The organism is Rahnella sp. RcJ3 (assembly GCF_009498575.1).
GTDB lineage: Bacteria > Pseudomonadota > Gammaproteobacteria > Enterobacterales > Enterobacteriaceae > Rahnella > Rahnella aceris.
Window position 1 is genome coordinate 113,355 of the sequence record NZ_QSNX01000004.1, and the last position, 25,836, is coordinate 139,190.

General features: G+C 51.4%; 30 protein-coding genes and 1 pseudogene. 16 read left to right on the top strand and 15 right to left on the bottom strand.

The annotated features are described in order from the left end of the window. Nucleotides 1–161 precede the first annotated feature (161 nt). Nucleotides 162–2,534: a TonB-dependent receptor domain-containing protein gene (locus DXU84_RS06970; RefSeq protein ID WP_370461751.1), complete on the bottom strand. Its 2,373-nt coding sequence runs from the start codon at nt 2,532–2,534 to the stop codon at nt 162–164. Nucleotides 2,535–2,921: 387 nt separating this feature from the next. Here DXU84_RS06970 and DXU84_RS06975 point away from each other — a divergent pair, with 387 nt between their 5' ends. From DXU84_RS06975 to DXU84_RS06985, 3 genes are all read left to right on the top strand, one after another. Further along, a complete protein-coding gene (locus DXU84_RS06975) occupies nt 2,922–3,533 on the top strand; it encodes a TetR/AcrR family transcriptional regulator (protein WP_013578092.1) in 612 nt (203 codons plus the stop codon). A gap of 138 nt (nt 3,534–3,671) precedes the next feature. Further along, nucleotides 3,672–4,484 carry a siderophore-interacting protein gene (locus tag DXU84_RS06980; protein WP_153375216.1) on the top strand — a complete coding sequence of 271 codons (813 nt, stop codon included), beginning with the start codon at nt 3,672–3,674 and terminating at the stop codon, nt 4,482–4,484. Between the two features lie 2 nt (nt 4,485–4,486). Next, nucleotides 4,487–4,969 (top strand): PadR family transcriptional regulator, encoded by a 483-nt coding sequence (locus DXU84_RS06985; RefSeq protein ID WP_223509528.1) that lies wholly within the window; start codon nt 4,487–4,489, stop codon nt 4,967–4,969. 55 nt (nt 4,970–5,024) lie between these two features. On the opposite strand, the gene map is transcribed toward DXU84_RS06985, so the two are convergent. Beyond that, nucleotides 5,025–5,780, bottom strand: coding sequence for a type I methionyl aminopeptidase (gene map / locus DXU84_RS06990; protein ID WP_041673469.1), 756 nt, complete (start codon nt 5,778–5,780; stop codon nt 5,025–5,027). Between the two features lie 37 nt (nt 5,781–5,817). Continuing rightward, the gene (locus DXU84_RS06995) at nt 5,818–6,072 is read right to left on the bottom strand and encodes a ParD-like family protein (protein ID WP_013578096.1); all 255 of its coding nucleotides are present in this window, start codon (nt 6,070–6,072) and stop codon (nt 5,818–5,820) included. Between the two features lie 159 nt (nt 6,073–6,231). Here DXU84_RS06995 and DXU84_RS07000 point away from each other — a divergent pair, with 159 nt between their 5' ends. Beyond that, entirely contained in the window at nt 6,232–6,621 is a 390-nt protein-coding gene (locus DXU84_RS07000) for a hypothetical protein (protein ID WP_013578097.1), read from the top strand. Nucleotides 6,622–6,722: 101 nt separating this feature from the next. Here the strand turns inward: DXU84_RS07000 and DXU84_RS07005 are convergent, their stop codons facing one another. The 3 genes from DXU84_RS07005 to DXU84_RS07015 are packed head-to-tail and all read right to left on the bottom strand — an operon-like array spanning nt 6,723 to nt 8,511. Then, complete coding sequence (locus tag DXU84_RS07005; RefSeq protein WP_153375217.1) at nt 6,723–7,019, bottom strand: pentapeptide MXKDX repeat protein; 297 nt, start codon at nt 7,017–7,019, stop codon at nt 6,723–6,725. A 51-nt stretch (nt 7,020–7,070) separates the two neighbouring features. Further along, nucleotides 7,071–7,874, bottom strand: coding sequence for a molybdopterin-dependent oxidoreductase (locus DXU84_RS07010; protein ID WP_013578099.1), 804 nt, complete (start codon nt 7,872–7,874; stop codon nt 7,071–7,073). A 10-nt stretch (nt 7,875–7,884) separates the two neighbouring features. Beyond that, a complete protein-coding gene (locus DXU84_RS07015; protein WP_013578100.1) occupies nt 7,885–8,511 on the bottom strand; it encodes a cytochrome b/b6 domain-containing protein in 627 nt (208 codons plus the stop codon). Nucleotides 8,512–8,665: 154 nt separating this feature from the next. Here DXU84_RS07015 and DXU84_RS07020 point away from each other — a divergent pair, with 154 nt between their 5' ends. The 7 genes from DXU84_RS07020 (at nt 8,666) to DXU84_RS07050 (ending at nt 15,364) form a co-directional block, all read left to right on the top strand. Then, on the top strand, nt 8,666–9,388 hold the full coding sequence (locus DXU84_RS07020; protein WP_013578101.1) for a response regulator transcription factor: 723 nt from the start codon (nt 8,666–8,668) through the stop codon (nt 9,386–9,388). A 3-nt stretch (nt 9,389–9,391) separates the two neighbouring features. Beyond that, a complete protein-coding gene (locus DXU84_RS07025) occupies nt 9,392–10,858 on the top strand; it encodes a HAMP domain-containing sensor histidine kinase (protein ID WP_134705336.1) in 1,467 nt (488 codons plus the stop codon). A gap of 246 nt (nt 10,859–11,104) precedes the next feature. Then, nucleotides 11,105–12,604: a UbiD family decarboxylase gene (locus tag DXU84_RS07030; protein WP_112197156.1), complete on the top strand. Its 1,500-nt coding sequence runs from the start codon at nt 11,105–11,107 to the stop codon at nt 12,602–12,604. Nucleotides 12,605–12,663: 59 nt separating this feature from the next. Continuing rightward, a complete protein-coding gene (locus DXU84_RS07035; RefSeq protein ID WP_121019887.1) occupies nt 12,664–13,233 on the top strand; it encodes a UbiX family flavin prenyltransferase in 570 nt (189 codons plus the stop codon). Nucleotides 13,234–13,272: 39 nt separating this feature from the next. Further along, nucleotides 13,273–13,986, top strand: a complete 714-nt coding sequence (locus DXU84_RS07040) for a DUF554 domain-containing protein (RefSeq protein ID WP_112151437.1) — start codon at nt 13,273–13,275, stop codon at nt 13,984–13,986. Nucleotides 13,987–14,073: 87 nt separating this feature from the next. Next, entirely contained in the window at nt 14,074–14,928 is an 855-nt protein-coding gene (locus tag DXU84_RS07045) for a LysR family transcriptional regulator (RefSeq protein WP_013578104.1), read from the top strand. A 115-nt stretch (nt 14,929–15,043) separates the two neighbouring features. Then, nucleotides 15,044–15,364, top strand: coding sequence for a multidrug efflux SMR transporter (locus tag DXU84_RS07050; RefSeq protein ID WP_013578105.1), 321 nt, complete (start codon nt 15,044–15,046; stop codon nt 15,362–15,364). Nucleotides 15,365–15,424: 60 nt separating this feature from the next. Here DXU84_RS07050 and DXU84_RS07055 read toward each other — a convergent pair whose 3' ends face one another. From DXU84_RS07055 to DXU84_RS07085, 7 genes are all read right to left on the bottom strand, one after another. Beyond that, nucleotides 15,425–15,898: a helix-turn-helix transcriptional regulator gene (locus tag DXU84_RS07055; protein WP_013578106.1), complete on the bottom strand. Its 474-nt coding sequence runs from the start codon at nt 15,896–15,898 to the stop codon at nt 15,425–15,427. Beyond that, the gene (locus DXU84_RS07060; RefSeq protein WP_131637439.1) at nt 15,895–17,244 is read right to left on the bottom strand and encodes a type II toxin-antitoxin system HipA family toxin; all 1,350 of its coding nucleotides are present in this window, start codon (nt 17,242–17,244) and stop codon (nt 15,895–15,897) included. Before DXU84_RS07060 ends, DXU84_RS07055 begins: the two co-directional genes overlap by 4 nt. Nucleotides 17,245–17,439: 195 nt before the next feature. Then, the gene (locus tag DXU84_RS07065) at nt 17,440–17,661 is read right to left on the bottom strand and encodes a YdgH/BhsA/McbA-like domain containing protein (protein ID WP_014416648.1); all 222 of its coding nucleotides are present in this window, start codon (nt 17,659–17,661) and stop codon (nt 17,440–17,442) included. Nucleotides 17,662–17,829: 168 nt separating this feature from the next. Next, entirely contained in the window at nt 17,830–18,453 is a 624-nt protein-coding gene (locus tag DXU84_RS07070; RefSeq protein WP_153375219.1) for an NAD(P)H-binding protein, read from the bottom strand. Next, nucleotides 18,450–18,962, bottom strand: coding sequence for a heme utilization cystosolic carrier protein HutX (gene hutX, locus DXU84_RS07075; RefSeq protein WP_112151435.1), 513 nt, complete (start codon nt 18,960–18,962; stop codon nt 18,450–18,452). Before hutX ends, DXU84_RS07070 begins: the two co-directional genes overlap by 4 nt. Beyond that, complete coding sequence (hutW, locus tag DXU84_RS07080) at nt 18,949–20,274, bottom strand: heme anaerobic degradation radical SAM methyltransferase ChuW/HutW (RefSeq protein ID WP_153375221.1); 1,326 nt, start codon at nt 20,272–20,274, stop codon at nt 18,949–18,951. Before hutW ends, hutX begins: the two co-directional genes overlap by 14 nt. A 112-nt stretch (nt 20,275–20,386) precedes the next feature. Continuing rightward, nucleotides 20,387–20,761 carry a hypothetical protein gene (locus DXU84_RS07085; RefSeq protein ID WP_153375223.1) on the bottom strand — a complete coding sequence of 125 codons (375 nt, stop codon included), beginning with the start codon at nt 20,759–20,761 and terminating at the stop codon, nt 20,387–20,389. Between the two features lie 378 nt (nt 20,762–21,139). Between DXU84_RS07085 and DXU84_RS07090 the strand changes: the two genes are divergently transcribed. Together DXU84_RS07090 and DXU84_RS07095 are read left to right on the top strand one after the other, a co-directional pair. Then, on the top strand, nt 21,140–21,358 hold the full coding sequence (locus DXU84_RS07090) for a YgdI/YgdR family lipoprotein (protein WP_013578112.1): 219 nt from the start codon (nt 21,140–21,142) through the stop codon (nt 21,356–21,358). Between the two features lie 155 nt (nt 21,359–21,513). Further along, a pseudogene (locus DXU84_RS07095) lies at nt 21,514–21,807 on the top strand (iron dicitrate ABC transporter ATP-binding protein); the annotation flags it as partial. Between the two features lie 24 nt (nt 21,808–21,831). Here DXU84_RS07095 and DXU84_RS07100 read toward each other — a convergent pair. Next, nucleotides 21,832–22,317, bottom strand: coding sequence for an Hcp family type VI secretion system effector (locus DXU84_RS07100; RefSeq protein ID WP_153375228.1), 486 nt, complete (start codon nt 22,315–22,317; stop codon nt 21,832–21,834). A 189-nt stretch (nt 22,318–22,506) separates the two neighbouring features. On the opposite strand from DXU84_RS07100, the gene DXU84_RS07105 reads away from it, so the two are divergent. The 3 genes from DXU84_RS07105 to lldD all read left to right on the top strand — a co-directional run bounded on the left by DXU84_RS07105 (nt 22,507) and on the right by lldD (nt 24,635). Further along, nucleotides 22,507–23,034 carry a DUF2778 domain-containing protein gene (locus tag DXU84_RS07105; RefSeq protein ID WP_131637451.1) on the top strand — a complete coding sequence of 176 codons (528 nt, stop codon included), beginning with the start codon at nt 22,507–22,509 and terminating at the stop codon, nt 23,032–23,034. Then, nucleotides 23,003–23,269, top strand: a complete 267-nt coding sequence (locus DXU84_RS07110; protein ID WP_121019889.1) for a hypothetical protein — start codon at nt 23,003–23,005, stop codon at nt 23,267–23,269. Before DXU84_RS07105 ends, DXU84_RS07110 begins: the two co-directional genes overlap by 32 nt. A 202-nt stretch (nt 23,270–23,471) precedes the next feature. Next, nucleotides 23,472–24,635: an FMN-dependent L-lactate dehydrogenase LldD gene (lldD, locus tag DXU84_RS07115; RefSeq protein WP_013578113.1), complete on the top strand. Its 1,164-nt coding sequence runs from the start codon at nt 23,472–23,474 to the stop codon at nt 24,633–24,635. A 44-nt stretch (nt 24,636–24,679) separates the two neighbouring features. On the opposite strand, the gene DXU84_RS07120 is transcribed toward lldD, so the two are convergent. Beyond that, the gene (locus DXU84_RS07120; RefSeq protein ID WP_153375230.1) at nt 24,680–25,807 is read right to left on the bottom strand and encodes a GGDEF domain-containing protein; all 1,128 of its coding nucleotides are present in this window, start codon (nt 25,805–25,807) and stop codon (nt 24,680–24,682) included. Between the last annotated feature and the right edge of the window lie 29 nt (nt 25,808–25,836).

Consider the following 25,836-nt stretch of genomic DNA (forward strand, 5'->3'; position numbering starts at 1 on the left):
ATTTCAAAACCGTACGGTACGGTTCATTTATGGAGTAATAAAATTCCCATGTCAAGAAAATGTACAGGTGGGTTTAGTTTTGAGGAGAAGGTCACAAGGCGTAAAAAAGGCGTCATGTTTGCACATGACGCCTTTGATGTTGTCCGTTCGGGCGTTATCGGTTAGAAATCGACGTTCACGCCCAACTGGAAGCTGCGACCCGGCATCACAGCCAGCGCTTTGTTGTACTCATCCTGATTGGTGGTTTCGGTCAGGGTGCGGCTGCTCAGATAATCCCAGTATTTGCGGTCGGTGATGTTATAAACGCCACCGCTGAGTTTCACGTTCTTCGCGACTTTCCAGTAGGCCGTTGCATCCACCATACCGTAGCCCGGCACATTCATGTATTCGGTGGTGGAACCCGTGATTGGCGTCCCGGCATTGGTGTAGCTCTGGCGGCTGGTCGCTTCGGCTTTTTTACCTTTCACGAAGGTGGCGGTCAGGGCGGTGCCGTAGATGCCGGATGGCGCATCCCATGCCACGCCAGCCACAAACTTCATTGGCGGCACGCTGTCGAGGTCAACATATTTGTCGCCATCGTAGCTGGATTTCGATTCACCCTTGGCATAACCCAGTGCGAAGGTGGTGCTCAGGCCATCAACGCTGCTGAACCAGGTACCGTAGTTAATTTTGGTACTCAGGTCGCCACCGTAGATAAAGGCTTCATCGCGGTTTTCTGCCTGATAAATCGTATAAATATTGGATGGCACGTTGGTGAACATACCCGGGCTGCCCGCGCGGGTGTAACGGGTGTTAGCAATGAAGTTTTTGTAGGTGTTATAGAAGAGGGAAGTCTTGAAGGTCACGCCTTCCGTGGCTTCGCCTTTCATGCCCCATTCAAAGTTATTGCTGGTTTCGGTTTTCAGATTAGTGTTACCGATCAGCGCGTACTGACCACGGCCTGCGTAGTTAGAACCGAGGTTCCAGGATCCGTAAAGCTGGCTGGCATCCGGGAACTGGGCACCGCGCTGGTACTGCAGGTAAGTCATCAGCTTAGGGGTGATGTCATAGGTGAAGGCCAGTGATGGCAGGGCCTGTGTATCGGAGTTGGCTTTACCGTACAGGGTGGAAACCTGATCTTCAGAAACAATGCTGTTGGACAAGTCTGACAGGTTTTCTGCCTTGGTATTCTGATACGCGACACGCACCGCAGGCACGACAGAGAAGTTATGGCCGTCGAGGTCAAACTTGATGGTGTCTTGCAGGAAGCCGCCGAGGATATACGTCCGGCTGTTAGCTTCCGGCTGCATGATAGTCGTGAAAGCACTTTGATCCGGGCTTTCGCGGAACGGACGTTCAGTGTTGGACACGCGGCCGTTGATACCGGCACTCAGCTCATGGCGACCCAGCGTTTTTAGCCAGCTGGTCTCCGCGCCGTAGGTGTTCACGTCATAGTTTGAGTAGACGTTCATCATCTGCTTACTTTCGTTTGGCAGATAGGTGTTGTCGTGTGCCTGGGTGTACTGGTAATACACTTTCGAGACGATGGCATCCACGTAATCGTTGAATGGCGTCCATTCATCTTTCAGGCTCGCGCCCCAGCGGCGGGTGTTACTTTGCTGTTGTGCGGTACCCAGAATCGCGCTGCCAGCATTGTTCCAGGTATCGTAATGGGTGTGGTTCACTTTCTCGTAGTAATCGAGGGTGCCGGTGATTTTATGCGCATCATTCGGCTGCCAGATGACCGACGTCATAATGGCGTCAGAGTGCCAGTTGGCCGGATACGCATCGAGCGTATCGCTGTTGTTGCTGGTTTCCTGGCCGTCGCGGCGGCTGATGGCGATCAGGCCCCGCAGGGTTTCGTCACCGGCGGCAGCGGTGATGCCGTTGTGCCAGGAACGATCCGAAGAATCATAATCAGACTGGTAACCGAAATAGACTTCCTTGCCCGGACGCAGGTAATCGTCGGCAGATTTTGGCAGGAAGGAAACGGCACCACCGATGGAGGTGTTGGCGCGATCGGCTGATGTGGCGCCGGATTCAATATCCACCTGACCGTAAATATACGGGTCGATGTAATCGCGGCCAATACCAAAGGTGTTCAGGCCCGCACGGCTGACGTAGCTGCGCCCGGTAGCGTTTGGCTGCGGAATACCGTCGACGTCAATACCGACGCGGTTGCTTTCCAGGCCACGGATGTTATAGCCGGTATAACCGCTGCGGTCGAAGCCGCTTTTGCCATTGCCGGAGCCGCCACTCGCGCCGGTCGCGGTGATCAGCGGCTCATAACGCATGATAGTGCCGAAATCATTACCGCCTTTTCGCTGCATTTCTGCCGCCGTGATGGTGGTTTTCGAGCCTGGTTTTTTATCCGGCATCGTTTCGGTGACAGTCATGACTTCTTCATTGTTCTGCGCCAGATCCTGCGCGGTACGCACCGCCGGTTTTTTTTTGATGGCTTCAGAAGATTGCGTATTGCTTGCTGTGAGATCGGTATTGTCTTTAACGGCTTCCGCTGCATTTACGTTAAAGGTGGTGGTGAGAATCGTCCCCATGAAAATGACGTTTTTCACCAAACCCTGCTGTGTAAAGGATTTGAACATTTGTTATAAGTCCTGGACTAATTTTTTTAAGTTCTGCTCGCATTTACTGCCTTTCGACAAATCAGACGCGCTGGTCATCTGCATGCAATTCTTCCGTGAAAAGGCCATTGTCCTTATAAAATATGGGTTTATTTAACATCCGCACCCATTTCGGCTTTGTGAGAATGATAATGATACTGATAATTGTTATCAACAAAATGATAAAAAAAATGTAGTTCTTAACGAAATCTTTGCAATTCGTCTTTCGAAACGGGCCAGGGGGGCGCGGCTTTACAAGCCGGAAAGGCATGGTTAGAGTGGGTATAAATAGAAACTGTACCGTACAGTTAAGGAGTGAAAATGAAAGTACGTACCGAGGCCAGAAGGGATGCGATTGTGGATGCCGCGGCGGAATTATTTCAGGAGTGCGGCTACGAGCGTGCTTCGATGAATGAGCTTGCCCGGCGGCTTGGCGGATCAAAAGCCACACTTTACAATTACTTTCCCTCCAAAGAATCGCTGCTGGTGGCGGTGGTTAAAGCCTACGCCACCGGGCATCTTTCCGATGCCGTTGACGGGCTTTCCGCCCCCTTGCCTGATCTGCCGCTGGAAACGGTGCTGACCCGTTTTGGTGAAAGAATGTTGCTGGTGCTGACCAACGACGGTACCGCGCTGGCGGTATACCGGATGGTGATTGCCGAAGCCGGGCGTTCTGACATCGGTATGTTGTTTCACGATGCCGGTCCGGGTGAAGCCATCGAATCACTGGCGGCATTTTTAGCGCTGGCGATGCAAAAAGGGCAACTCGGCAATGCTGATGCCGATTTGCGCGCGCGCCAGTTTCTGGCGCTGGTGACGGCGCAAACCAATATGCGTTTGTACCAGAGCGACCCTGCGCCACTGGACGTCATCGAGATCAAGCAACTGGTGAAAAACGCCGTCGAGATGTTCCTGTACGGCGCCGTGCGCTAGCCATTCTTCCTCCTGCCACTGCAATCCGAAGCCATCCACCGTGATGGCTTTTTTGTTTTTCCTTACACTTTCCGGGATTGCGGAAAACATGACTAAGATATATCTTTTGGTAGACCTTATCGCAAAAGAGAGAACGTGATGGCACAACATCGCACTGAAACCCCTGCCGCAAATCTGCCGGTTCGTGTCAAAAATGAACTGGTTTTCCGTCATATCACGGTAAAAAGCAGTGAAACGATTTCCGGCTGTTTTAAACGCATTGTATTAAACGGCGACGAGCTGAGCGGGTTTACGTCACGCGGCTTCGATGACCACATCAAACTGTTTTTCCCGGCGAATCCGGGGGATGCCATTACACCACCCGCTGCAACCGAAGAAGGGATCGTGTGGGGCGAAGGGCCGCGTCCGCTGAACCGCGAATACACGCCGCTGCATTACGATGCACAGACCAACGAACTGACGCTGGATTTCTATATTCACGACGGGGGTGTCGCCAGCGAATGGGCGGCTGATGCGAAGCCGGGCGATAAACTGATCATCGGCGGGCCACGTGGTTCACTGATCATCCCGACCACCTATAAATGGCAGTTGTATGTCTGCGATGAAACCGGTCTTCCGGCGGTGAAACGCCGTCTGCGTGAGCTGAAACAGGCGGCGTCCGACGCCAAAATCACCGTGCTGGTGAAAGTGAAAGACGTGAGTTGCGTCAGCTATTTAGATGATGAACAAGACTTCAACATTGAATGGATTGTCAGCGATGAGCACAACGGTTATCAGGAAGATGACGCGGAGGTTAAAAAACTGAAAAGCCTGCCGCTGCCGGAAAGTGATTACTACATCTGGGTCACCGGTGAAGGGAAATTCGCCAAAGGGCTGAATGATTATTTCGTGGAAACCCGTGGATTGGATGCGAACCTGGTGCGTTGTGTGGCCTATTGGCATAATAAATAACGATGATGAATCATAAACACCGCCGCGAAAGAATGTTCGAAACGGGGGATATCCGCCTGCTGATGCTGCATTTTTTGCAGCGGCGTCCCGCCCACGGTTATGAGCTGATCAAGGCCATCGAAGAATTATCCAAAGGTGAATACACGCCGAGCGCCAGTATCATTTATCCGAACCTGACCTTTTTAGAAGAACAGGGGTTGATTTCGGCCAGCCAGGAAGAGGGCGGTAAGAAGCAATATGCGATTACACCGGAAGGTTCGCAATCGCTGGCTGAACAGGGAGAACTGCTCGGCTCAGTGACGGAGAAACTGCATTCGCTGGCGATTTTATCCAACAATCGCAGCATTCCTGAAATGCAGCGCGCGATAAACAATATCCGCATGGCGCTTAACCTGCGGCTGGCGAAAGGCCCCATCGGACAGGAGACACTGTATAAAATCACCGATGCGTTGGACCGGGCGACAAAAGAAATCGAGCGCAGTTAGCCGTACCTCAGAAAGCAAAAAGCCTCCGGATGGAGGCTTTACTGTCCCAGTATTGTCACTTATCTTCCGGCCACGGGGTCAGTATTTCATAACCATCTTTCGTCACCGCAATCATATGTTCCCATTGTGCGGACAACGAATGATCTTTAGTCACCACGGTCCAGCCATCGGGCAGGACTTTGTTTTGTTTTTTACCGGCATTGAGCATCGGCTCGATGGTAAATAACATGCCTTCCTGCAATACCAGCCCGTGACCTTGCTCGCCATAATGCAGCACCTGCGGATCTTCGTGATAACCCATGCCGATGCCGTGACCGCAATACTCTTCCACAATGGAAAAACCTTCGCGTTTCGCCACCGCAGCAATCGCAAAGCCGACGTCGCCGAGTGTTGCGCCGGGACGTACCACTGCAATACCGGCCATCATTGCTTCATAGGTGGTATCCACCAGACGGCGCGCCATAATGCCGGGTTCACCGGCGTAATACATACGGCTGGTATCGCCGTACCAGCCGTCTTTGATCAGCGCCACGTCGATGTTAACAATATCGCCTTTTTTCAGCGCCTTATCGGAAGGAATGCCGTGACAAATCACGTGGTTGACGGAGGTGCAGGTGGTTTTCTGATAGCCGTGATAACCGATATTGGCCGGGATCGCCTGCAATTCGTTGACGATAAAATCGTGGCAGATGCGGTCCAGTTCGTTAGTCGTAACGCCTGGCACTACGTACGGCGTGATCATATGCAACACGCGCGCCGCCAGTTTACCGGCGATACGGGCTTTATCGATGCCTTCCGGCGTTTTGACCATGCGGTTATTGTTGACGAAATACCTGCTGTCTAAACCATTATTCATTGCTTGCCTTCCTGTGTGTGCCACCCACGTTTAACAGCGTGCGGATACTTCCGGTGTTTTCTTCAGATTCCATGCTGCACTGCACCAGCAATTGCGAAATCTGGCTGTGCGTCATATCAGGATGGGTTTCCATCAGCATGCCAATCTTCATCCAGTGCTCGGCCTGTGCGTTCATCGAACGCGTATAAGCCATGCTGGCAATACGCAAATTCTCGTGCATCAGTTCTGAAATCTTAATGATACCCATGGGCTTGCCTCGGTAGTATACGAATCATATATGTTTTATATACTACGCAAAGCGAAAACGAAACTCAACCGGCGTGTTTCATGACACCTTTCGGAAAATGGCGTATATTGTGTTGATTTTTCAAGCTCTTATCCCAAATTTTAAATCCAAAAGGTTCACATGAAATCTACAAGTAAGTTACTTATCGGCCTTGTCTGTGTCATGGCGCTTTCTGGCTGCGCGCGTACCGAGCCGGTAACGACGCCGCATACCACGCTGGCAACCCATAATTCAGAAAGTCAGATCAGAACCGCTATTATCGACGCAGGGCAAAAACGTGGCTGGATAATGACGGATGGCGCACCGGGCGTGATTAACGGTCATCTGAATAACCGTGAACACAAAGCAGATATCCGTATTACCTATGACACCCGCGGCTACACCATTAATTATGTCGGCAGCACCAATCTGCTGGCCGGGAAAGGCGAGATTCACCGCAGTTACAACCATTGGGTGAATAATCTCGACAATGATATTCAGATTCGCCTGGCGTCCAGTGCCACAAAATAATTAAGTGTTAAGGGGGCGGGGTATTGGCTCTTAACAGAAAGTAAAACGCCTCCGCTGAACAGACGGAGGCGTTTTCGCTATATGGCCGGGTTTAGTGGCGCTTACTGGCCCGAGGACTCTTTTTTCATCGCGTCTTTGGACATGGAATCTTTCGACATGCTGTCTTTGGACATGGAATCTTTCGACATGCTGTCTTTCTTCATGTGATCTTTCGACATGCAGTCTTTGCCCATACTGTCTTTCGCCATAGTGTCTTTGCTCATGCTGTCTTTTTTCATGCAGTCTTTTGACATATGGCCCATGGTGTCTTTCTTCGCCATTGCGTCAGCGGCATAGGTGGTGCTCACTGCGCCCATCATCAGGCAAGCAGACATCATCATTATGGTTAACTTTTTCATGGTAAATCCTTCTCTATAGGTTTGATGTACAAAGGGTGTTGTGGAGAGTGTTCAGCTTCCGCCGAACCAGTTGTAGCCCTGATCTTCCCAGTAGCCACCGGTAAATTTATTGGTAATTTCAATCACTTCGATGTGTTTCGGATTCTTGTAGCCGAGTTTGGTCGGCATCCTCAGCTTCATCGGGAAGCCGTATTGTCGCGGCAAAATCTGGCCGTCATAGGTCAGCGCCAGCAGGGTTTGCGGATGCAGTGCCGTCGCCATATCGATACTGGTGTAATACGCGTCGGCGCATTTAAAACTGACATATTCCGCCGTGAGATCTGCCCCGATCAGGCGCAGAAAATCGCCGAACGGCACGCCGCCCCATTTACCAATCGCGCTCCAGCCTTCGACACAAATGTGTCGCGTCACCTGACTGACCTGCGCCATTTTGTACAGCGTCGGCAGTGACCATTCGCGTTTATCCAGTGCCAGACCGGCGATTTTCAGGCGGTAAGCGTTGCCGTCGACTTGTGGCGCGTCGTCTTCGGCGTAAAAAGCGTTAAACGGAAACGGACGGGTGATCATCGATTCGGCATACACCGGCGCGAGGCGTGTTGAACCGAACAGCCAGCCCTGCACGCGGTCATTGAAACCGGAGATTTTGCCCAGCGCATTTTCCACGCTGGCGTTATCGCTGATATCGCAACCGGTCAGCATCGCCACGCCGCCGAGTGTCAGTCCGCGTTGTAAAAACAGGCGGCGGGAGGGCGCATCCAGTTCGCGGATAATCTGTTTTTTCGCTTCCTGTAAAATCGCTTCGCTGTCGGAAGGACTGAAAATCTGGCTGAGGGTTCTTTTAACGATGTTTTTCATCATGTCTTCCTTAACGCCCGCGGATCATGGCAATCAGGGTTTTCGGCACCAGCGCCACCATCACGATATGCAACACCACAAATCCCACCAGTGAAGCCATCGCCAGAAAATGCACATAACGCGCGGTATCAAAGCCGCCCATCAGTTCGCGCAGCAGCGGGAATTGCACCGATTTCCACACCACCAGCCCGGAAAGCACCAGCACGATGCCGTCGAACATCACGAACACATACGCCGCGCGTTGCACCATGTTGTAGTGCCGTAAATCGTCGTGTTTCAGCTTGCCACGCAGGGCAGCCCGCAAATCATTGAAGATGCCGCGTGGCGTCAGCGGCCAGAATTTCTGTTTCATCCGGCCGGTAAAAATGTTCATCAGCAGATAAAACAAGCCGTTAAAACCGAACAACCACATACCGGCGAAATGCCACTGAATACCGCCGCCGAGCCAGCCACCCAGTGTCATCGCTGGCGGGAAATCAAAATCAAACAGGGGTGATGCGTTATAAATCTGCCAGCCGCTGGTCACCATAATCAGCACCGCCAGCGCATTCAGCCAGTGGGTCAGCCGCAGCCACAAAGGGTGCACCGTGGCCGGTTTGGATTTTGCCTGATGAGGTAATTCCGTGTGTATTGTCATAATGAAGTCCGGCTGTCCGCCCTGTGATGTAGCGAGTATTGAGCGGATTTGTTCCCCGAGACCTCACGCAAAGTTAAATAAAATGTGATAACTCGCAGACGGTTGCTTGTGTAGACTCAAACCATTAGGAAACGCCACGTTTTTGGGATAACACATGGATAAGACGAAGAAGATCCTGATCGTTGAAGATGACGGGGATATCGCAGAACTGCTCAGCCTGCATCTGCGTGATGAAGGTTATGAGATTACCCACGCCGCCGACGGCAATCTGGGGGTGGCACATCTGGAGAAGGGCGGCTGGGACGCGCTGATCCTCGATCTGATGCTGCCGGGCGTTGATGGCCTGGAAATCTGCCGCCGTGCGCGCAATATGACGCGGTATACGCCGATCATTATTATCAGCGCGCGTTCCAGCGAAGTACATCGCGTGCTCGGGCTGGAACTGGGCGCGGACGATTATCTGGCGAAACCGTTCTCTATGCTGGAACTGGTGGCGCGGGTCAAGGCGCTGTTCCGGCGGCAGGAAGCGATGAGCCGTAATCTGAAAATGGATGCCGGAACGCTGAGCTTTTCCGGGCTGGTGATCGACCCGATTGCGCGTGACGTGATGCTCAATCATCAGTCTGTCGAGCTGACGCCCCGCGAGTTTGACCTGTTGTATTTCTTTGCCAAAAATCCCGGCAAAGTATTCTCGCGACTCAGCCTGTTAAATCAGGTCTGGGGCTATGAACACGAAGGGTATGAACATACGGTGAACACCCATATCAACCGGCTGCGCATCAAGATAGAAACCAATCCGGCCGAGCCGGAACGGATTCTGACCGTGTGGGGAAAAGGCTATAAATTCGTGTCCTCTTCTGAGGCGTCACAAGGGTAAATCATGAAAAATCTCACGCTGGCGCAAAGACTGACTCTGGTGTTTATGGTGCTGCTGATCGCCTGCTGCGCGCTTTCCGGCTATATGCAGGTGCGTTCCAGCAACCAGTACAGCCAGTCGGTGATCCAGCGTCTGTCGGCCAATCTGGCGACGCAGATCGCGGCGAATAATCCGCTGCTCAGTCAGGGCGACTGGGATCCGAAAGCGGTCCATACGCTGTTTGATCAGCTGATGGCGGTGAATCCGAGCGTTGAGGTGTATCTGCTCGACAAAGACGGCAATATCGTCGGCAATGCGGCGCCTCCGGGACGCTTGCAACAGCAGAAAATCGATTTAGCACCGGTGAATGCGCTGCTGCACGGCGCGAAAATGCCGGTATATGGCGACAATCCGCGTGACCCGCAAACCCGTCAGGTATTCAGCGCCGCGCCGTTGCAGGTAGACGGTGTGACCAAAGGCTATGTGTATATCGTGCTTCTCGGCGATGAATACACCGCACTGACCAGCGACGCGCAGTATCAGTCGGCGATTTCTCTGGCGCTGCGGTCTATGGGGCTGGTGGCACTGTTTGGCCTGCTGGCGGGTGCGCTGGCGTTCCGTTGGGTGACGCGCCCGGTGCGTAAACTCACGGCGCAGATTGCACAACTCGATTCCGGCGGCATGGACGCAATTCAGGCGCTGGCGAAAACGGATACTCCGGCCGGTGCCGCCCGCGATGAAGTCACGCAGTTACAACAGGCGTTTGTCGCGCTGGCAAAACGTATCGACCAGCAATGGCAAAGCCTGATGGTGCAGGATCAGCAGCGGCGGGAATTTATCGCCAATATTTCTCATGACCTGCGCACGCCGCTGACCTCCCTGCATGGCTATCTGGAAACGTTGTCGGTGAAAGCTGAACATCTGACCAACGAAGACCGGCAGCGTTATCTGAATATTGCCCTGACGCAAAGTAAAAAAGTCGGGCGGCTGGCGCAGGAATTATTTGAACTGGCACGGCTGGAATATGGCGTGGTGAAACCGCAGAAAGAACCTTTCTCGCTGAGTGAACTGGTGCAGGATGTTTTCCAGAAATTTGAACTGGCGACTGAAACGCGCGGGCAAAAATTACTGGCGGATATCACGCCGGGTATTCCGCTGGTGAATGCCGATTTAGGCATGATTGAACGGGTGCTGACTAATCTGCTGGATAATGCGATTCGTTTTACACCGGAAGGCGGCGTAATCGAAATAAAACTGTGGAAACAGGAAGGGCAGGTGATGGTACAACTGAAAGACAGCGGACCGGGCATTGCGCCGGAGCTGAAAGACAGCCTGTTTGTGCGTCCGTCAATCCTTAGTACCAATAAACACCGTGCGGGCGGGCTGGGGCTGATGATCGTGCGCCGCATTCTGCAACTCCACGGCAGCGATATCCGGCTGATTGAACAACCGAAACACGGTGCCTGTTTTCAGTTTTCCGTACCTGTTTAAATTCCTGATTTTTAATTTCCGTCAGGGTATGAATGCCGTGGCGGAATTAACGTAATGTTTCGTCATTAAGTTATTGTGATGTATTCATTAGTGTTAAATAATTATTATTTTTTTGATATAAACCAAAAAGGTTTAGCGCGTGAATTTAAACGGTACTTTTTGATCTTCGGCAGTAAATATATATTCAATCCGGCGATGAAAATAATTTTCTCATTATGTGGAATATTTATTTACCTGGATAAAAATATGTCTAAGAAAGAAAGCCACCCTCAAAATAATAACGTGCACGACCTCCGGTCTGCGATTGCATTTTTAGAAAGCCTGCCAGGCGAAATGGTCAGTACCGATGTGGAAGTGGATCCGCATGCGGAACTCTCCGGCGTGTACCGCTATGTCGGTGCCGGGGGAACCTGTGAACGTCCGACCCGTAAAGGCCCGGCGATGATGTTTAACACCATCAAAGGTTTTCCGGGGGTGCGTGTGGTCACCGGTCTGATGTCTACCCGCGAACGTGTGGGCTATCTGCTGAACTGTGCGCCGGAAAAACTCGGTTTTCTGCTGAAAGATTCGGTGAAAAACGCCATCGCACCCGTGGTTGTGGATCGCGGCACGGCACCCTGTCAGGAAGTGACGCACCTGGCGGATGATCCGAATTTTGACCTGCGCACCTTGCTGCCTGCACCGACCAATACCGAAGAAGATGCCGGTCCGTATTTCACCATGGGCATGTGCTATGCCTCTGATCCTGAAACCAAAGAATCCGACATTACCATCCACCGCCTGTGCATTCAGAGCCGCGACGAACTGTCGATGTGGCTGACCCCGGGTCGCCATATTGATGCTTTCCGCGAAAAAGCCGAGCGTGCGGGTAAACCGCTGCCGATTTCCATCAGCATCGGCGTTGATCCGGCGATTGAGATTGCCGCCTGCTTCGAGCCACCCACCACGCCGCTGGGCTTCAACGAACTGAGCATTGCCGGTGCATTGCGCGGGAAAGCGGTGGAACTGACGCACTGTGTTTCCATCGACGAAAAAGCCATTGCCCACGCCGAAATCGTGATTGAAGGCGAACTGCTGCCGGATGTGCGTGTCCGTGAAGATCAGAACACCAACACCGGCAAAGCGATGCCTGAATTCCCGGGCTATACCGGTGAAGCCAAAGCCGCGCTGCCGGTGATTAAGGTGAAAGCGGTGACGCATCGCCGCAATCCTATCCTGCAAACCACGCTTGGCCCGAGCGGCGAACACGTCAGCATGGCCGGTATTCCGACCGAAGCCAGTATTCTGGATATGATCGACCGCGCCATGCCGGGACGTGTGCTGAATGTGCATGCGCACACCTCCGGTGGCGGTAAGTTACTGGCGGTGCTGCAATTTAAAAAATCCTCACCGGTGGATGAAGGCCGTCAGAGACAAGCCGCGCTGCTGGCGTTTGCAGCCTTTTCCGAGCTGAAACACGTGATTCTGGTGGATGAAGATGTGGATATTTTCGATACCGATGACATCCTGTGGGCGATGCAAACCCGCTATCAGGGCGACGTGGATACCGTCACTATTCCGGGTGTGCGTTGCCATCCGCTGGATCCTTCGCAACATCCAGCCTACAGCCCAGGTATTTTGCAGGAAGGTATGTCATGCAAAACTATTTTCGACTGCACAGTGCCGTTTCATCTGAAAGCCCATTTCGAACGTTCCAAATTTAAAGACGTCGATGTGAAGAAATTCCTGCCTGATTTTAAATATTAATATTATGTGCCCTTCATACTTCGCATTGCAGTGCGAAGTATGAAGGGCGGAGAGGTGAAATGAAGAGAAGGCGGATAATTGTCGGCATCAGCGGGGCTTCGGGATTTCAGTATGGAATGAAGGCACTGGAAATATTGCGCGATATCGATATCGACGTGCACCTGATTATCAGTAAAGGTGCCGAAGTGACACGTAGTCTCGAAACCGATATCGGGCGGCAGGATGTGATCCGGCTGGCCGATGACGTGCATTCCATTAATAATCTTGGGGCGTCGGTATCCAGTGGTTCTTTTAAAACCATCGGGATGATTATCGCGCCGTGTTCGATGAACACTCTGGGGTCTGTTGCTCACGGACTCACCAGTAACTTACTGACACGCGCCGCAGATGTCGTATTAAAAGAGCGGCGCAGGTTAGTATTAATGGTCAGAGAAACGCCGTTGAATCTGTCGCATCTGAAAAATATGCAGGCGGTGACGGAAATGGGCGGGATTATTTTCCCGCCGGTTCCCGCCCTGTACCATAAACCTGAAAGCGTGGATGATATTATTCACCACAGCGTGGCACGTGCTCTGGATTTATTTGACCTGGATGTTGGCAATATTAAGCGCTGGGGCGAAGACCGATAAACAGCACAGAGCGAAATACCTCAAATTTGTGGAGTTAACATGTTAATTGGACCTATTGTTAACAGCGGTGCCATTATTCTTGGCGGCCTGTTAGGGGGCTTTCTTGGCGTAAAAATGCCAGAGCGCTTGCGAACCTCGCTGCCCCAGACCTTCGGTTTGTGCTCGATGGCGCTTGGCGTCGTACTGCTGGTGAAAATGCACAGCATGCCGGTAGTGATTTTATCGGTGATCCTCGGTGCGGCTATCGGAGAACTGTTTTATCTCGAACGCTATATTGCCCGTCTTGGGAATATGGCACGCGGTATCGCTTCGAAATTTGCGCCGGATACCGGCATGGACCATAACGTTTTTACCGAGAAATTCGTGGCGATTATTGTGCTGTTTTGCGCCAGTGGCACCGGGATTATCGGGGCGATGACCGAAGGCATGACGCATGATCCGAACATCCTGTTCGTAAAAGCCATCATGGATTTATTCACAGCTGCGATTTTTGCTACGGTGCTGGGTTATGCCGTTGCACTGATTTTTATTCCGCAGTGGATTGTGCAGTTTCTTATCGCCTCGGCAGCGGTGTCTATTTTGCCGCTGACCAATGCTGAAATGATGGGTGATTTCACCGCAGCAGGCGGTTTTATTATGCTGGCGGCCGGTTTTCGCATCAGCGGAATTAAATCTATCGCAGTAGGAAATTTATTACCGGCGTTAATTCTGGTCATGCCCATTTCCCACTACTGGAGCCTGTTTATCCACTGACGGATGTCCGCACAAGCCACTTCCCCGTGAAGTGGCTTTTTGTATACTGGGCGTCACGCGGCCAGACTGACAGGAAGGGAAAGAAAGATGGATCTCAAAAGAATGCGCTATTTCTGTACCATCGCTGAGCAGGGCTCGATCAGCAAAGCGGCGAAAGTGCTGAATATCGCACAGCCTCCGCTCGGAAAACGCCTGCATGAGCTGGAAGAAGAAATCGGTTCGCCGCTGTTTATCCGCACCAGCAAACAAATGGTACTCACTGAAGCCGGACGCTTTCTGTATCGCAAAACCAGCGACATCCTCAATCAGGTTAACAGCGTCACCAGACAAGCCATCGATATCGCCTCGCAAAAAAAACGCCCGGTGCGTATCGGCGTTTCTTACCTTTATCTGCGCTATTTCAACACCGTTTTTCTCGAGCTGTACCGCAAAAACCCGGACTGGGATCCGAACATTTTAGTGTCCGAATCGACCAGTCTGGAAGAGCTGGTGATGAACAAAACGCTGGATATGGCGATGATCCAGACGCCCGCCGACGTGCGTTCTTTCTACGTGCGTGAATTCGAGCCGATAAAACTGGTCGCGGTGGTGTCCGGCGAACTGGCGAACACGCTGCCGGAACGCACGCTTTCTTTCGCTGATCTCTCCGGTTTCCCGCTGGTGATGCTGCACCGCATGGGCGGCGAGGGGACGTATGAAGTGCTGCTCAACCGACTGTATGAAGAAGTGAAAGACGTGAATGTGATCATGAAAGTGTCCGAACCCCGGATGGTGATCGAGATGTTCCGCGACGGTCTGGTCGGTGCGGCGCTGATGCCGGGATCTGAAGTGGGTGAGAGCCGTCACTTCCGCAGCTTTGAAATCGAACAGAAGGGGAAACTTTTCCGTCCGGCCATTATTACCCTGCACACTGAAAAAGATTCTTTTTTGCCCGAGGCGTAGATTTTGTAAAGTCAGGAAAGAGTGAACTATAATCCCCACTCTTCATGCTGACTGGACGACCAGAGACTCAGCCATACTGATGCAGGGACGACCTTGCGTGTTTTAAGGACATTTTATGGCCTGGGTTTATCTGCTTTTCGCCGGTATTTTCGAAGTGGTCTGGTCGACCGCGATGAAAGAATCTCACGGTTTCACCCGTCTCATTCCCAGTATGCTTACGGTCTTCTTCATGATACTCAGCGTCGTTTTGCTGGCGATTTCCATGAAAACGCTGCCCCTCGGCACGTCTTACACCGTCTGGGTCGGCATCGGCGCTATCGGCGCTTTCATTCTCGGTGTTGTGATGTTTGGCGAAAGCCTTAATCCGCTGCGCGTCATCGCCGTCCTGCTGATTTTTTCAGGCGTGATTTTGCTGAAAGTGGCGACGAAAGGATAGAAGCGGCAACGCGGAACATGACAAAGCCGCTCTGTAAAAGGAGCGGCTTTTTTTTACATCTTACTCACTGCGCTCAAAGAGAGTCCTGAATATCTGCTGAGAAACCGGCACCAGCCCGACTTTCAGGCCAAATGGTCTAAACAGTTTGTTGATGATGTCAGGCGTGTAATTTCCCTTATCATTTTCCACTTCTGATAGCGTCTTACGTGACACTGTCACTAGTTTCCCAAAGGCGTCTTGTTTTAACCCCAGCACCGTAATCCTCAGTGCTTTTAGTGCTTGTCCCTGCGTGATTTCACCCAAAAGTAACGCCCGCATGATGTCGAGCCGGGCTTGATTTCGGTCATTGGTGCTGACGGGTTTCGTCAGGTTCGACACTCTTCGCTGGGCTTGTTTTTTTCCCGTGGAAGATGTTTCTTCCTGAGCCAGCATTTGTCCGGCGTCACGCCGCACATGATTCGCCTCATTTTGTTTAGCCCGTATTTTATCAATGGTATTTCTCGCAGAGTTTGCGGCAATCTCTGGTTCTTTCATAACAACCCCCAGCGGCGTAACTTTTCAGGAATAAAACTGAAACTTATCGCGGGCATGTTCAAAATTTGCTGCGGTATGCCACGGGCTTCCAGCCGCTCTTTCAGTCCCGACAGTTGATGTGACGTGTTTTTAAGTGCCGAAAGTAATGTTTCTGCCGGGACAAGATCATCGAGTGATTGTGCAATGCCGGGATAATCGTATTCACCGCCGATTTCCAGCGGAGCCTTCCATTTCGTCGTTCTGGCAATACCTTCCGGATCGGCTTTCATCGGCGCAAAATCGTAGATTGGTGCAAGCCGGATGCTGCGTTCATCTTTCAGGAAAGAGGTGTTACGCCCATGATTATCGCTGTTACCAAAAATAATATTGAGCAGATCTCGTCGTACCCATTCAGTCACAAACCCCGGGATATCAAAATCAAAACCTTGTTCTGTCACCATATGACTGTGTGAAATCTTATCGATCAGTGCACGGAGGGTTTCTTCATGATACAGCGTCACACCGGGCGCTTTGCGCAGGAGTGAATAGACTGATTCCATTCCGAAACGTCTGATAAGTCCTTCCTCTTCAAAAGAAATATCAAAACGCGGAAGCCAGAGTGACGGATAAGTCAGCCCTTCTTCCAGCCGCATGTTTTGCGTCGGGATCGTGTCAAACCCCATGGCTTCAAGCTCATGGTAGAAATAGAATTCTGCCCGAAGAATATTGCAGTCTACCTCTGTTCTTGCGCCACGGGGATATTTGACCAAATAGGGAATGTCCCGGTTGGCAGTGTCATTCTGGTAGGTATCAATCCAGATTTGCTGTTCCTGACTACAACGCAGCAACAGCTTTGGTGCTTCGCCCCCGGCGCCTGTCGCGCCACCGGCAGCCGCACCGCGTTGTTGTGCGTAGTCCAGAAAGTCACCTGCCCGGTTTTTAACATCTTCTATAGTGAAGAAAAGTTTTTCAGCCAGCGGATTATATTCCGGTAATGATTCTTTTATGCGCAGATTGCCAACAGGGGACAAGGTGCCATGTTTGAGCAAAATGAAATTTTGCTGATCGGCTGTCAGTCCTTCGAGATCGAGATAGTTTGCCCAATAGCGGCGACTTGAACCGCTGGGAATAATATCATCAAGAAACTTCAGCCAACCCCGCTCATCGTCATCATCAAAAAACAAAGAGACGGGGTGATTCAACGATGCGGCATGGTTATCGTCACGATCAAGGTTATCAATAGCGTAATCCGAATGATAATTCAGTTCGGTCAGACGATAGTTATTCTGCTCACTGCCGGGAAAAGTGATGTTAGCAATATCAACCCAGGTATTATTGAGGAAAGCTTGTAACGTTAAAAATTCCATATGGGCTCCCATTAGTGTATGAGTGGTATATTACTCATTATCCAATGAGAGTCCATTTAATGTTACCTAAATAACTCATTAAAGGTTTTTTAAAGCAATAATGAGTGATATCCCACTCATTATGTTTTTTACCCCAATGACAAAGCCGCTCTGTAAAAGGAGCGGCTTTTGTTTTTATCTCAGGACTTCAGCAAATCATTTGTACAACACGGCAGTGCCGTGAAGACGGTTCTGACCACCGGCTTCGATGATTTTATAAGAGGTTGCACCGGCGGCAGCGGCTTTGGCTGCGAAGGTGGATTCCAGACCCTCTAACGTATTGCCAGAAGCAGATACAGTGCCGATTTCAGCGGCGAAGCTACCGAAAGAAACCGTGGCGAGTGCAGCAGCAACAACGAAAGTTTTGATAGATTTCATGATGTCATTCCTTCTCAATGTTTGTTTGGGGAAGGCCATGTGCCTTCGATGAGAAGAAGAATAACGCCGTGGGATTAGAATGAATAGCGAAGTGATTTGCTGATATTGGTTAAAATTTCTGAATAACATGTCAGGGGGACTAAATGCCCCGTTTCCGGGGCATTTAATTCAGAACCGTTCCCCTTCCAGCGTTGAATCACACAGCGCAAACACTTTGCCCCAGCCATCGCCTGAGGCCAGCAGTTGCTGGATGTGCAGGGCGGCATCGCTCCTGCGCACGCGGCCGTGAGCTTCGGTTTGGATCAGGTGCGCTTTGCCGGTCGCCTCACCGTTCATCAGGCCACCGGGACGAAGGATACATCCTTCGAGCGAGCTGGTTTGCAGCCAGCTTTCCGCCAGTGATTTCTCACGAACCGCCTGGCCGAACGCCTGTTTTGCCCGTGCGGATAACGTTGGCCAACTGTCGCCGCAACCGATAGACGTCACCAGCAACATCTGGCGGATGCTGGCTTGTTCTGCGGTATCAATGATCAGCCGGTTGGCAGTGTAATCGGCAAGTTTGCCACCCAGCGTTGACACGATTTGCGCGTCCGGACCGGCCATCTGGCAGGCCTGCAATACATCTGCGGAATTGAGTGCATCGCCTTCAATGACGGTCACGCCCTGTTCACGCAATACTGCGGCTTGTTCAGGGTTGCGGATCAGTGCCACTACCGGGCGATCCTGCGCCGTGAGCTTAACCAGTTCTGCGCCGACACCGCTGCCTGCGCCAAAAATCAGCAAAGTATTCAAGGTTGTTTCTCTCTCTCAGCCAGCATGGCGGGAAGGGCACGAAAAGCATTCAGCTGATCGGCAAGAAGCTGGCGATGGCTGTCGCGCCCGACGAAAACCTTGAGCATGGCATAACCGCAAGCGTTTAAAAACCAGACACTTGCTGTGCTCATTCCCATAAATGGCCGTTCAACCAGGGCAATATGCTGGCAGTGTGTGGCACGGATATGGCCGCTCATTCCGTGTTTACCGCGCAAATTAAAGTAGCCGTGACGATGCGTGCCGGTCGGCAATTCGCCGTGGAATTCGAGGATCAGATCCTCGTTATTCACCAGCGTTGTGACCTCGCCCCATGCCGTGATGTTGTCCCAGACCGCATCAAAATGCGTGCCTGCAAACAGATAACTTCCCGGCAGATTGCGGATCACCTCCAGCGGCGTGATGGCATATTCCCGGGCGATATCTTCGACAGTGCCGTCGGGCTGCGTGGCTAAAAAGTCGATCAGGGACTGAAGGTTATCCGTGTGCATGTGCGTCATTCCGTAAGGTCAGTTGAGGGATCAGTGTTTGTAAGGCCTGCAACATATTGCTGGCCCAGAACCGCCCGGCAGGCGTGAGATTAAAACGCGGGCCTTCGCTGTTCATCAGGCCGCACTGTTGCCATTGTTGCAACAGGGGTTCAAGCGGGAAGGGGTCTTCAACAATACGGCTGAGATCATAACGGCCCGCTTCGATGCCGCCCTGCAAATCCAGCCGCCAGCGGTGCTCGCGGGTCGTTGACGCTGTCATCATCATGATAGGTTTCGACCCGGCGTCCAGTTGCTGGTAATACGCTTCCAGACTGCGCGCCGTCATATACGACTGACCATCCAGATTGCCGCCCGCCCCGCTGCCAAAGGCCAGACAATCCGCGCCTTTTTTGATCAGCAAATTGTAGAGATTGCGCTCGCGGGTGTTGCGCGCCCAGTGACTGTTACTGATCTGATGCCAGCCATCACGCGCCAGAAACGCCTCGCCTTCGAGATAAAAATCGCGGCGCATGCTGACATCCGGCAGTGTAGTGCGTTTATTCCCGACCGCTTTGCCCAGCGGCGTGGAAGGCAGCAGGTTCAGCGCATAAAGATCAACGCCATCCAGCGGCAGGTCGCGGATAATCTGCAAATCTTCCCGCCAGCTCTCAGGCGTCTGCTCCGGCAATCCGAACATCAGGTCGCAGACCACGGCAGCCCGGTCACGTTCGCCGAGTTTACGCAGGAAACTGATGGCTTCGTCACGGTCCGCGCGGCGCCCCATTCGCTGGCGGATGCGCGTGTCAAAGGTCTGAATACCGATGGAAAAGCGGTTCGCACCGGCATCCAGACAGGCATCAATCCGTTCATCATCAAAGTTAAGAATACGTCCTTCGACGGTGATTTCGCAGTCCGGCGCCAGGGGTAAACTGCGGCGCAGCGTGGTGATAATCCGGTGCAGTTGTTTCGCGCTGAGCGCGGTCGGCGTGCCGCCACCAAAGTACACGGCGTGGACAGGGGCGGACTGATGCAGCGGCGAACCGGCTTCCTGCTCAATTTCGCGGATCAGATAATCGCAGTATTGTTCTGTGGCTTGCGCTTCCAGCTTGTTCTGGTAGAACCCGCAGAATGTGCAGTGCGTGGCACAAAAAGGGATATGCAGATAGACCAGGCGCTTATTGGCCGCAAGTGTGCGCATGCAGAGCGCCTGCCACTGTGCAGGGACATCCTGCGGGGCGACGGGCTGCTGAGGTCGCCATGGCATCACTGCCCGCTGGTCGGGAAATGGCAGTCCCTGATCAGCGGCATAAAAACGCGAGAGGTCTAAGCTCATAGGGTTCTTCTTCTCCTGAAGAATCAATCATTCCCGAGCATTAAACGATAATGATTATCATTCGATCAAACCTAACCCGCGTTTTAGATGATCTGTATCAAGTTAAAAAGGATTACTGATCCAGTTCTGACTTACATTGATGCAACACGGCATCCATATCCCGATACGCCCAGTCCTGAACGTTATGTGTACTTACTGAGCGGCCAATAGACCCCACAGTGGCTTTATCAATCCAGTAGATACCCGCTGTTTCTCCATTTTTACTTACGGTCATTTCTTTCATTATATTGGCTGCATCATTTTCGGGTGTTCCGGTTTGATAGCCTTTTTGATTCAGGTTCTGACGTAAACAATAAGCAATGTCCCAGGGATGATTATTAATATAATCCACTGAAAAATTCTTTTCACCCGCACATGCTGATATCAGAAATACCAGCGTGAGTAATATTGGTTTCCTGAGCATAGTTATTCTCATCTCATTTTGCATTAGAGCTATTCCGGTTATTGATTCTCTCTTTTACCGGGCATGATGATATTGCTGTGCATATACCTCTGCGGACGCCCGATAATGAATATTATCGCGTTCCGGTACGAACACCAACAATTTAAAATTAGAAAATATGTGCATGGATTCAGCGTAATGTACGCATAAAAAATTCTTTATCCGGATGTTAAAATATTAACATCATCCTTATTTTTCAGCATCCCGTTGTCAAAGCGTTGAATTTAAGGACAGTATGAACCCATAACATGAGCCACCAGAATACGCTTATGTGAAAGCGGATGGTTAGAAAATAATGATATATTTATTAGCCTGATAGCGTGTTTTTCGGATATTTAGCGTTAAAATTCAACAGGAGTTATGATGAAAAAAGTATTAAGCGTAGTGGCTGTTATGGGCATCATGTTTGCTGTCAGTGCCTGTTCCAGTGACTATGTCATTTCAACCAATGACGGGCATATGATTACAACACATGGCAAGCCGGTGAAAGACAAAGATACCGGTCTGATCTCTTATAAAGATACTGATGGCAGTGTTCACCAGGTTCATCAGGGTGACGTAAAAGAGATTGTCGAAAAATAAGTGCGCTGGCACAGGAACCGCCATTAATATCATTAATGGCGTCATCTGCAGGGTAAAAATATATATTTCTTTCTCAGAAAGTTATAGCCGATTGCCAGCCCGAAAAACATAAATCTCTCTTATGGTCTGGTTCAAGGGGAAATAGAGCACGTTTGCTGACACTGCTCGACGAGCCGACCACCTATCTTGATATCAGCCATCAGGTTGAGCTGATGAACCTGCTGCGCAGTCAGAATCAGCAGGGGAAAACGCGGGTGGCGGTGCTGCACGATTTGAATCAGGCCAGCCGCTATTGTGATTATCTGGTGATGATGGCGGCGGGCAAAATTATCGCGCAGGGCACGCCGGAAGAGGTGATGACACCCGAATTGCTGGCGCAGGTTTTTGATATCGATGTGCAAATCTACCCTGAACCGGCGTCGGGCAGGCCGATGTGTATTGTGCGGTGAAATGGGGTGTTAACCCCATTTTTATCATGAACGGTCATTCCATTCATCGGTATATTTAATATTGCCGTCAACATAGTGCCAGGTGATTTTGTTGTACATCATTGACACGGATTCCGTGTGATTAATCTGCGAATTACCTGACATTTTAACGTTCGGCATCCCGGGATTTACGCCAGTAATCTTCACGCCCTCAATCGTCATAATAAAATAAACCTCTTCGCGTCCGGCATCGTTAATACGGTACCAGCGGATCTCAGCGGACTTTAGTGTTTGGCCTTTTGAAACCGCTTTATATAAATAAGGACTCGACGAATCGAATTCCTTTTCAAACATCATCGGTGAATGAGAGCGTGTCCCGGTAATGCTGCCACTGCGACTATCGACGGGAATATTCAGACCGTGGCTGAAACCGATGATCTCAATACTTCCCTCACGCCCTGCAACATCCACTGAACCTTTGATAGCGGAACCGCCATCATCATAAAGCCACATAAAAGCGGGTATTGGCATTGCTGTAATTCCCTTTAATAAAATGAGACTTCACGTTATGCCCAAACTGCTATCAGCGCAATTAGCGGATGTCGTAATGGACTGAATTTTCAGAATTTTATTATCAATTCAGGCAGTCCTGACGTCTGTTTTTTGCGGTGCGACTCCTGTAGTGTCATCCCTTAAGCTAAATTTTCAAAAGGCGGTTTCATGGCTTTACAAGGAAAGTTTGTTATTAATGATGCGGATTACTGCCCTCTGATGATGTATGGGGTCGGTACTTACATGGCTTACTCTGGCAAAGATGCTTATCGCAACAGGGCAAGTTGTATTGGAATTCCAAATCTGGGGCCGATTCCCTATGGTCGCTATCATATTGTGAAACGAGTAACGGGTGGGGTGAAAGGTGTTGTCAGGGCCGATATCCGTGATTCCTATTCGTGGTTTACGCCTACCCCGGTGATTAAGGCGGAGTGGTTTGCTCTTTATCGGGACGATGGGTCCATAGATGACAAAACATGGATAGAAGGAGTGGAACGAGGCAATTTTCGCTTGCATCCTCCCGGCCCGCTGGGGATATCCTATGGATGTATCACCCTTCAGCATCGCAGTGATTTTATGGCTATTCGTCAGGCCTTGATGTCTACCCGGCAGACAGAATTACCCAATGGTTTAATGAGTTATGGAATGATAGAGGTGATCCTGAATGGGCAGGCGTCGTGTGACAACGGGATTTAGAATATTAATTGCAGTGGGCATTTACGTTCTGGTTTTTCTTATTCTGCGGCCTTCATCCCCGGTGACTAAAGAACAATATATCTTCTGGAATGACACAGCCGCGTTATTTGGAGAACCAGACGTTGAAGGCTTTATCGGATTGACGCTATTTATTATTTGTCCTGTTATCACAGTTATTTTGTATCAGGTGATCGTCAGGCTTTTACACTGGCATCTGAACAAACCCGATAAATGATGAATCCGTGGACATTATCAACGCGGCGAGATTAAACCCGCCGCGCATTTTCAAGATTTCTCCTTCTTTCTACTCCCATGCTCTGCCGCGTAAAAATATGGTTTTTCGTTGCCATTGTTTTCTCTCAGGTTGTGTTTATCAGCTACACTTTTGACACCCCTACAGCGCCAATCAAAAGAGCGCAAGATAACGAGAAAACATCATGATCATTTCTGCATCAACGGACTACCGCGCCGCGGCAAAAAGTAAACTGCCGCCATTCCTGTTTCATTACATCGACGGCGGCGCTTACAACGAGCATACACTCAGACGTAATACCGCCGATCTGGCCGACATCGCCTTGCGTCAGCGCATCCTCAAAAACATGTCCGATCTCAGTCTTGAGACACAACTGTTTGGCGAAAAACTGGCGATGCCCGTCGTGCTGGCACCGGTCGGTCTGACCGGTATGTACGCGCGACGCGGCGAAGTGCAGGCTGCCCGCGCGGCGGCGAAAAAAGGCATTCCTTTCACGCTTTCCACCGTCTCTGTCTGTCCGATTGAAGAGGTTGCACCGGCCATCGACCGGCCGATGTGGTTCCAGCTTTATGTGTTGAAAGACCGGGGTTTCATGCGCAATGCGCTGGAACGCGCGCAGGCGGCGGGGGTTAAAACACTGGTGTTTACCGTGGATATGCCGACGCCCGGCGCACGTTATCGCGATGCGCATTCCGGCATGAGCGGTCCAAACGCCGCTGCACGCCGCATGTTGCAGGCGGTCATGCATCCGCAATGGGCCTGGGATGTGGGGCTGAATGGCAAACCGCATGATCTGGGTAATGTTTCCGCTTATCGCGGCAAACCCACCACGCTGGAGGATTATATCGGCTGGCTGGGCGCGAACTTCGACCCGTCGATTTCATGGAAAGATCTGGAATGGATCCGTGAGTTCTGGAAAGGCCCGATGATTATCAAAGGGATTCTGGATCCGGAAGATGCAAAAGACGCGGTGAAATTTGGTGCTGATGGCATTGTGGTCTCCAACCACGGCGGCCGTCAGCTTGACGGTGTGTTGTCCACCGCCCACGCACTGCCGGCTATTGCAGACGCGGTGAAAGGTGACATCACCATTCTCGCCGATTCCGGCATTCGCACCGGTCTGGACGTGGTCCGCATGATTGCGCTCGGTGCAGACAGCGTGCTGCTGGGCAGGGCGTTTGTGTATGCGCTGGCGGCGGCGGGCGAGGCCGGGGTCATTAATCTGCTGAACCTGATCGAAAAAGAAATGCGGGTAGCGATGACATTGACCGGGGCGAAATCCATTGCTGATATCAGTGGCGATTCGCTGGTTTACGGACGGAATCAGGTGCATCGCGCGACCTTGTAAAATGCAGAGGGCGCAACTTCCGTTTGAAGCCACGCCCTGTTTCATTACCCCACGCAATAGCCGTTTCTGCCCGCATGTTTGGCGTCATACAGCGCACCGTCGGCACGTTTGAGTAATTCCAGCGAAGTCATGCCCGGCGACCATTGCATAATGCCCTGGCTGACCGTCACCGTGTCTGCCACCTGTGATAAGGCGTGCGGGATAGTCGCCTGCGTTACGCTTTGCCTGATGCGTTCCGCGACGACCTCCGCATCGTCGGCGGTGGCGCTGTGCAGCAGGATCACAAACTCCTCACCGCCATAACGGGCCACCAGATCGGCCGGTTGTCTTACGACCTGTTTAAAACACTCCGCGATGCCCACCAGACAAGTATCTCCGGCCTGATGGCCGTAATGGTCGTTGTATTTTTTGAAATAATCCACGTCAATCATGATCAGGGAAAAGGTGCCGCCCTGACGTTCCGTTTGCGCAATCAGTTGTTCAAGCTGATTATCAAGCTGGCGGCGGTTCGCTACGCCCGTCAGCGGATCATAATGCGCCAGATTATCCAGCTTGCTGACCAGCAACTGGTTGTCGCATTCCCGCCTGACAGAAAGGACAAACCAGCGGCTGAGCATAATACGCGCGCTTTCAAACAGGGCGCTGACGACAATCATCGCAGCGATTTCCAGAATCGGAATATCCTCTTTCAGCAGTACCAGATGAAAAAATAATGAAAACCACAGCGGTAATGTGAAGCTGTAAAGGATCGGCATGGTCGGGTACAGCGCAATCAGCGCCGTAAAAATCAGCATACAGAACAGCGGGAAGACCAGTTGTTGCTGCGTGTCACTGGCCAGCATGAAATGAAACACCACGGCCCAGAATAAACCGACCAGAAACGCCAGTATCATCGCGGGCGTACGTGAGCGTATGAAGCGCAGCACGGGCAAAAGAATGATAAAAAATACCAGGAAAATCAGGGCTAAATTATCCAGCACCGGACCGGAAACCGCCACGTCGGCGTTCGGATCCAGTAATACCCTGAACTGATGACGTCCGAATAAAAAAAGCACAAAACCAAGATTGGCGAGCAGCAACCAGATAGCGCTGATGCGCAGTGAGGCTTTTTTATAGTGATCCAGCAGGGCGTTAAACGCTGTGTCTTGCAGCGTGTGGGTGGTTTTTTGCATGGTTTTCCTTAACGTCGTCTTCGTGGATA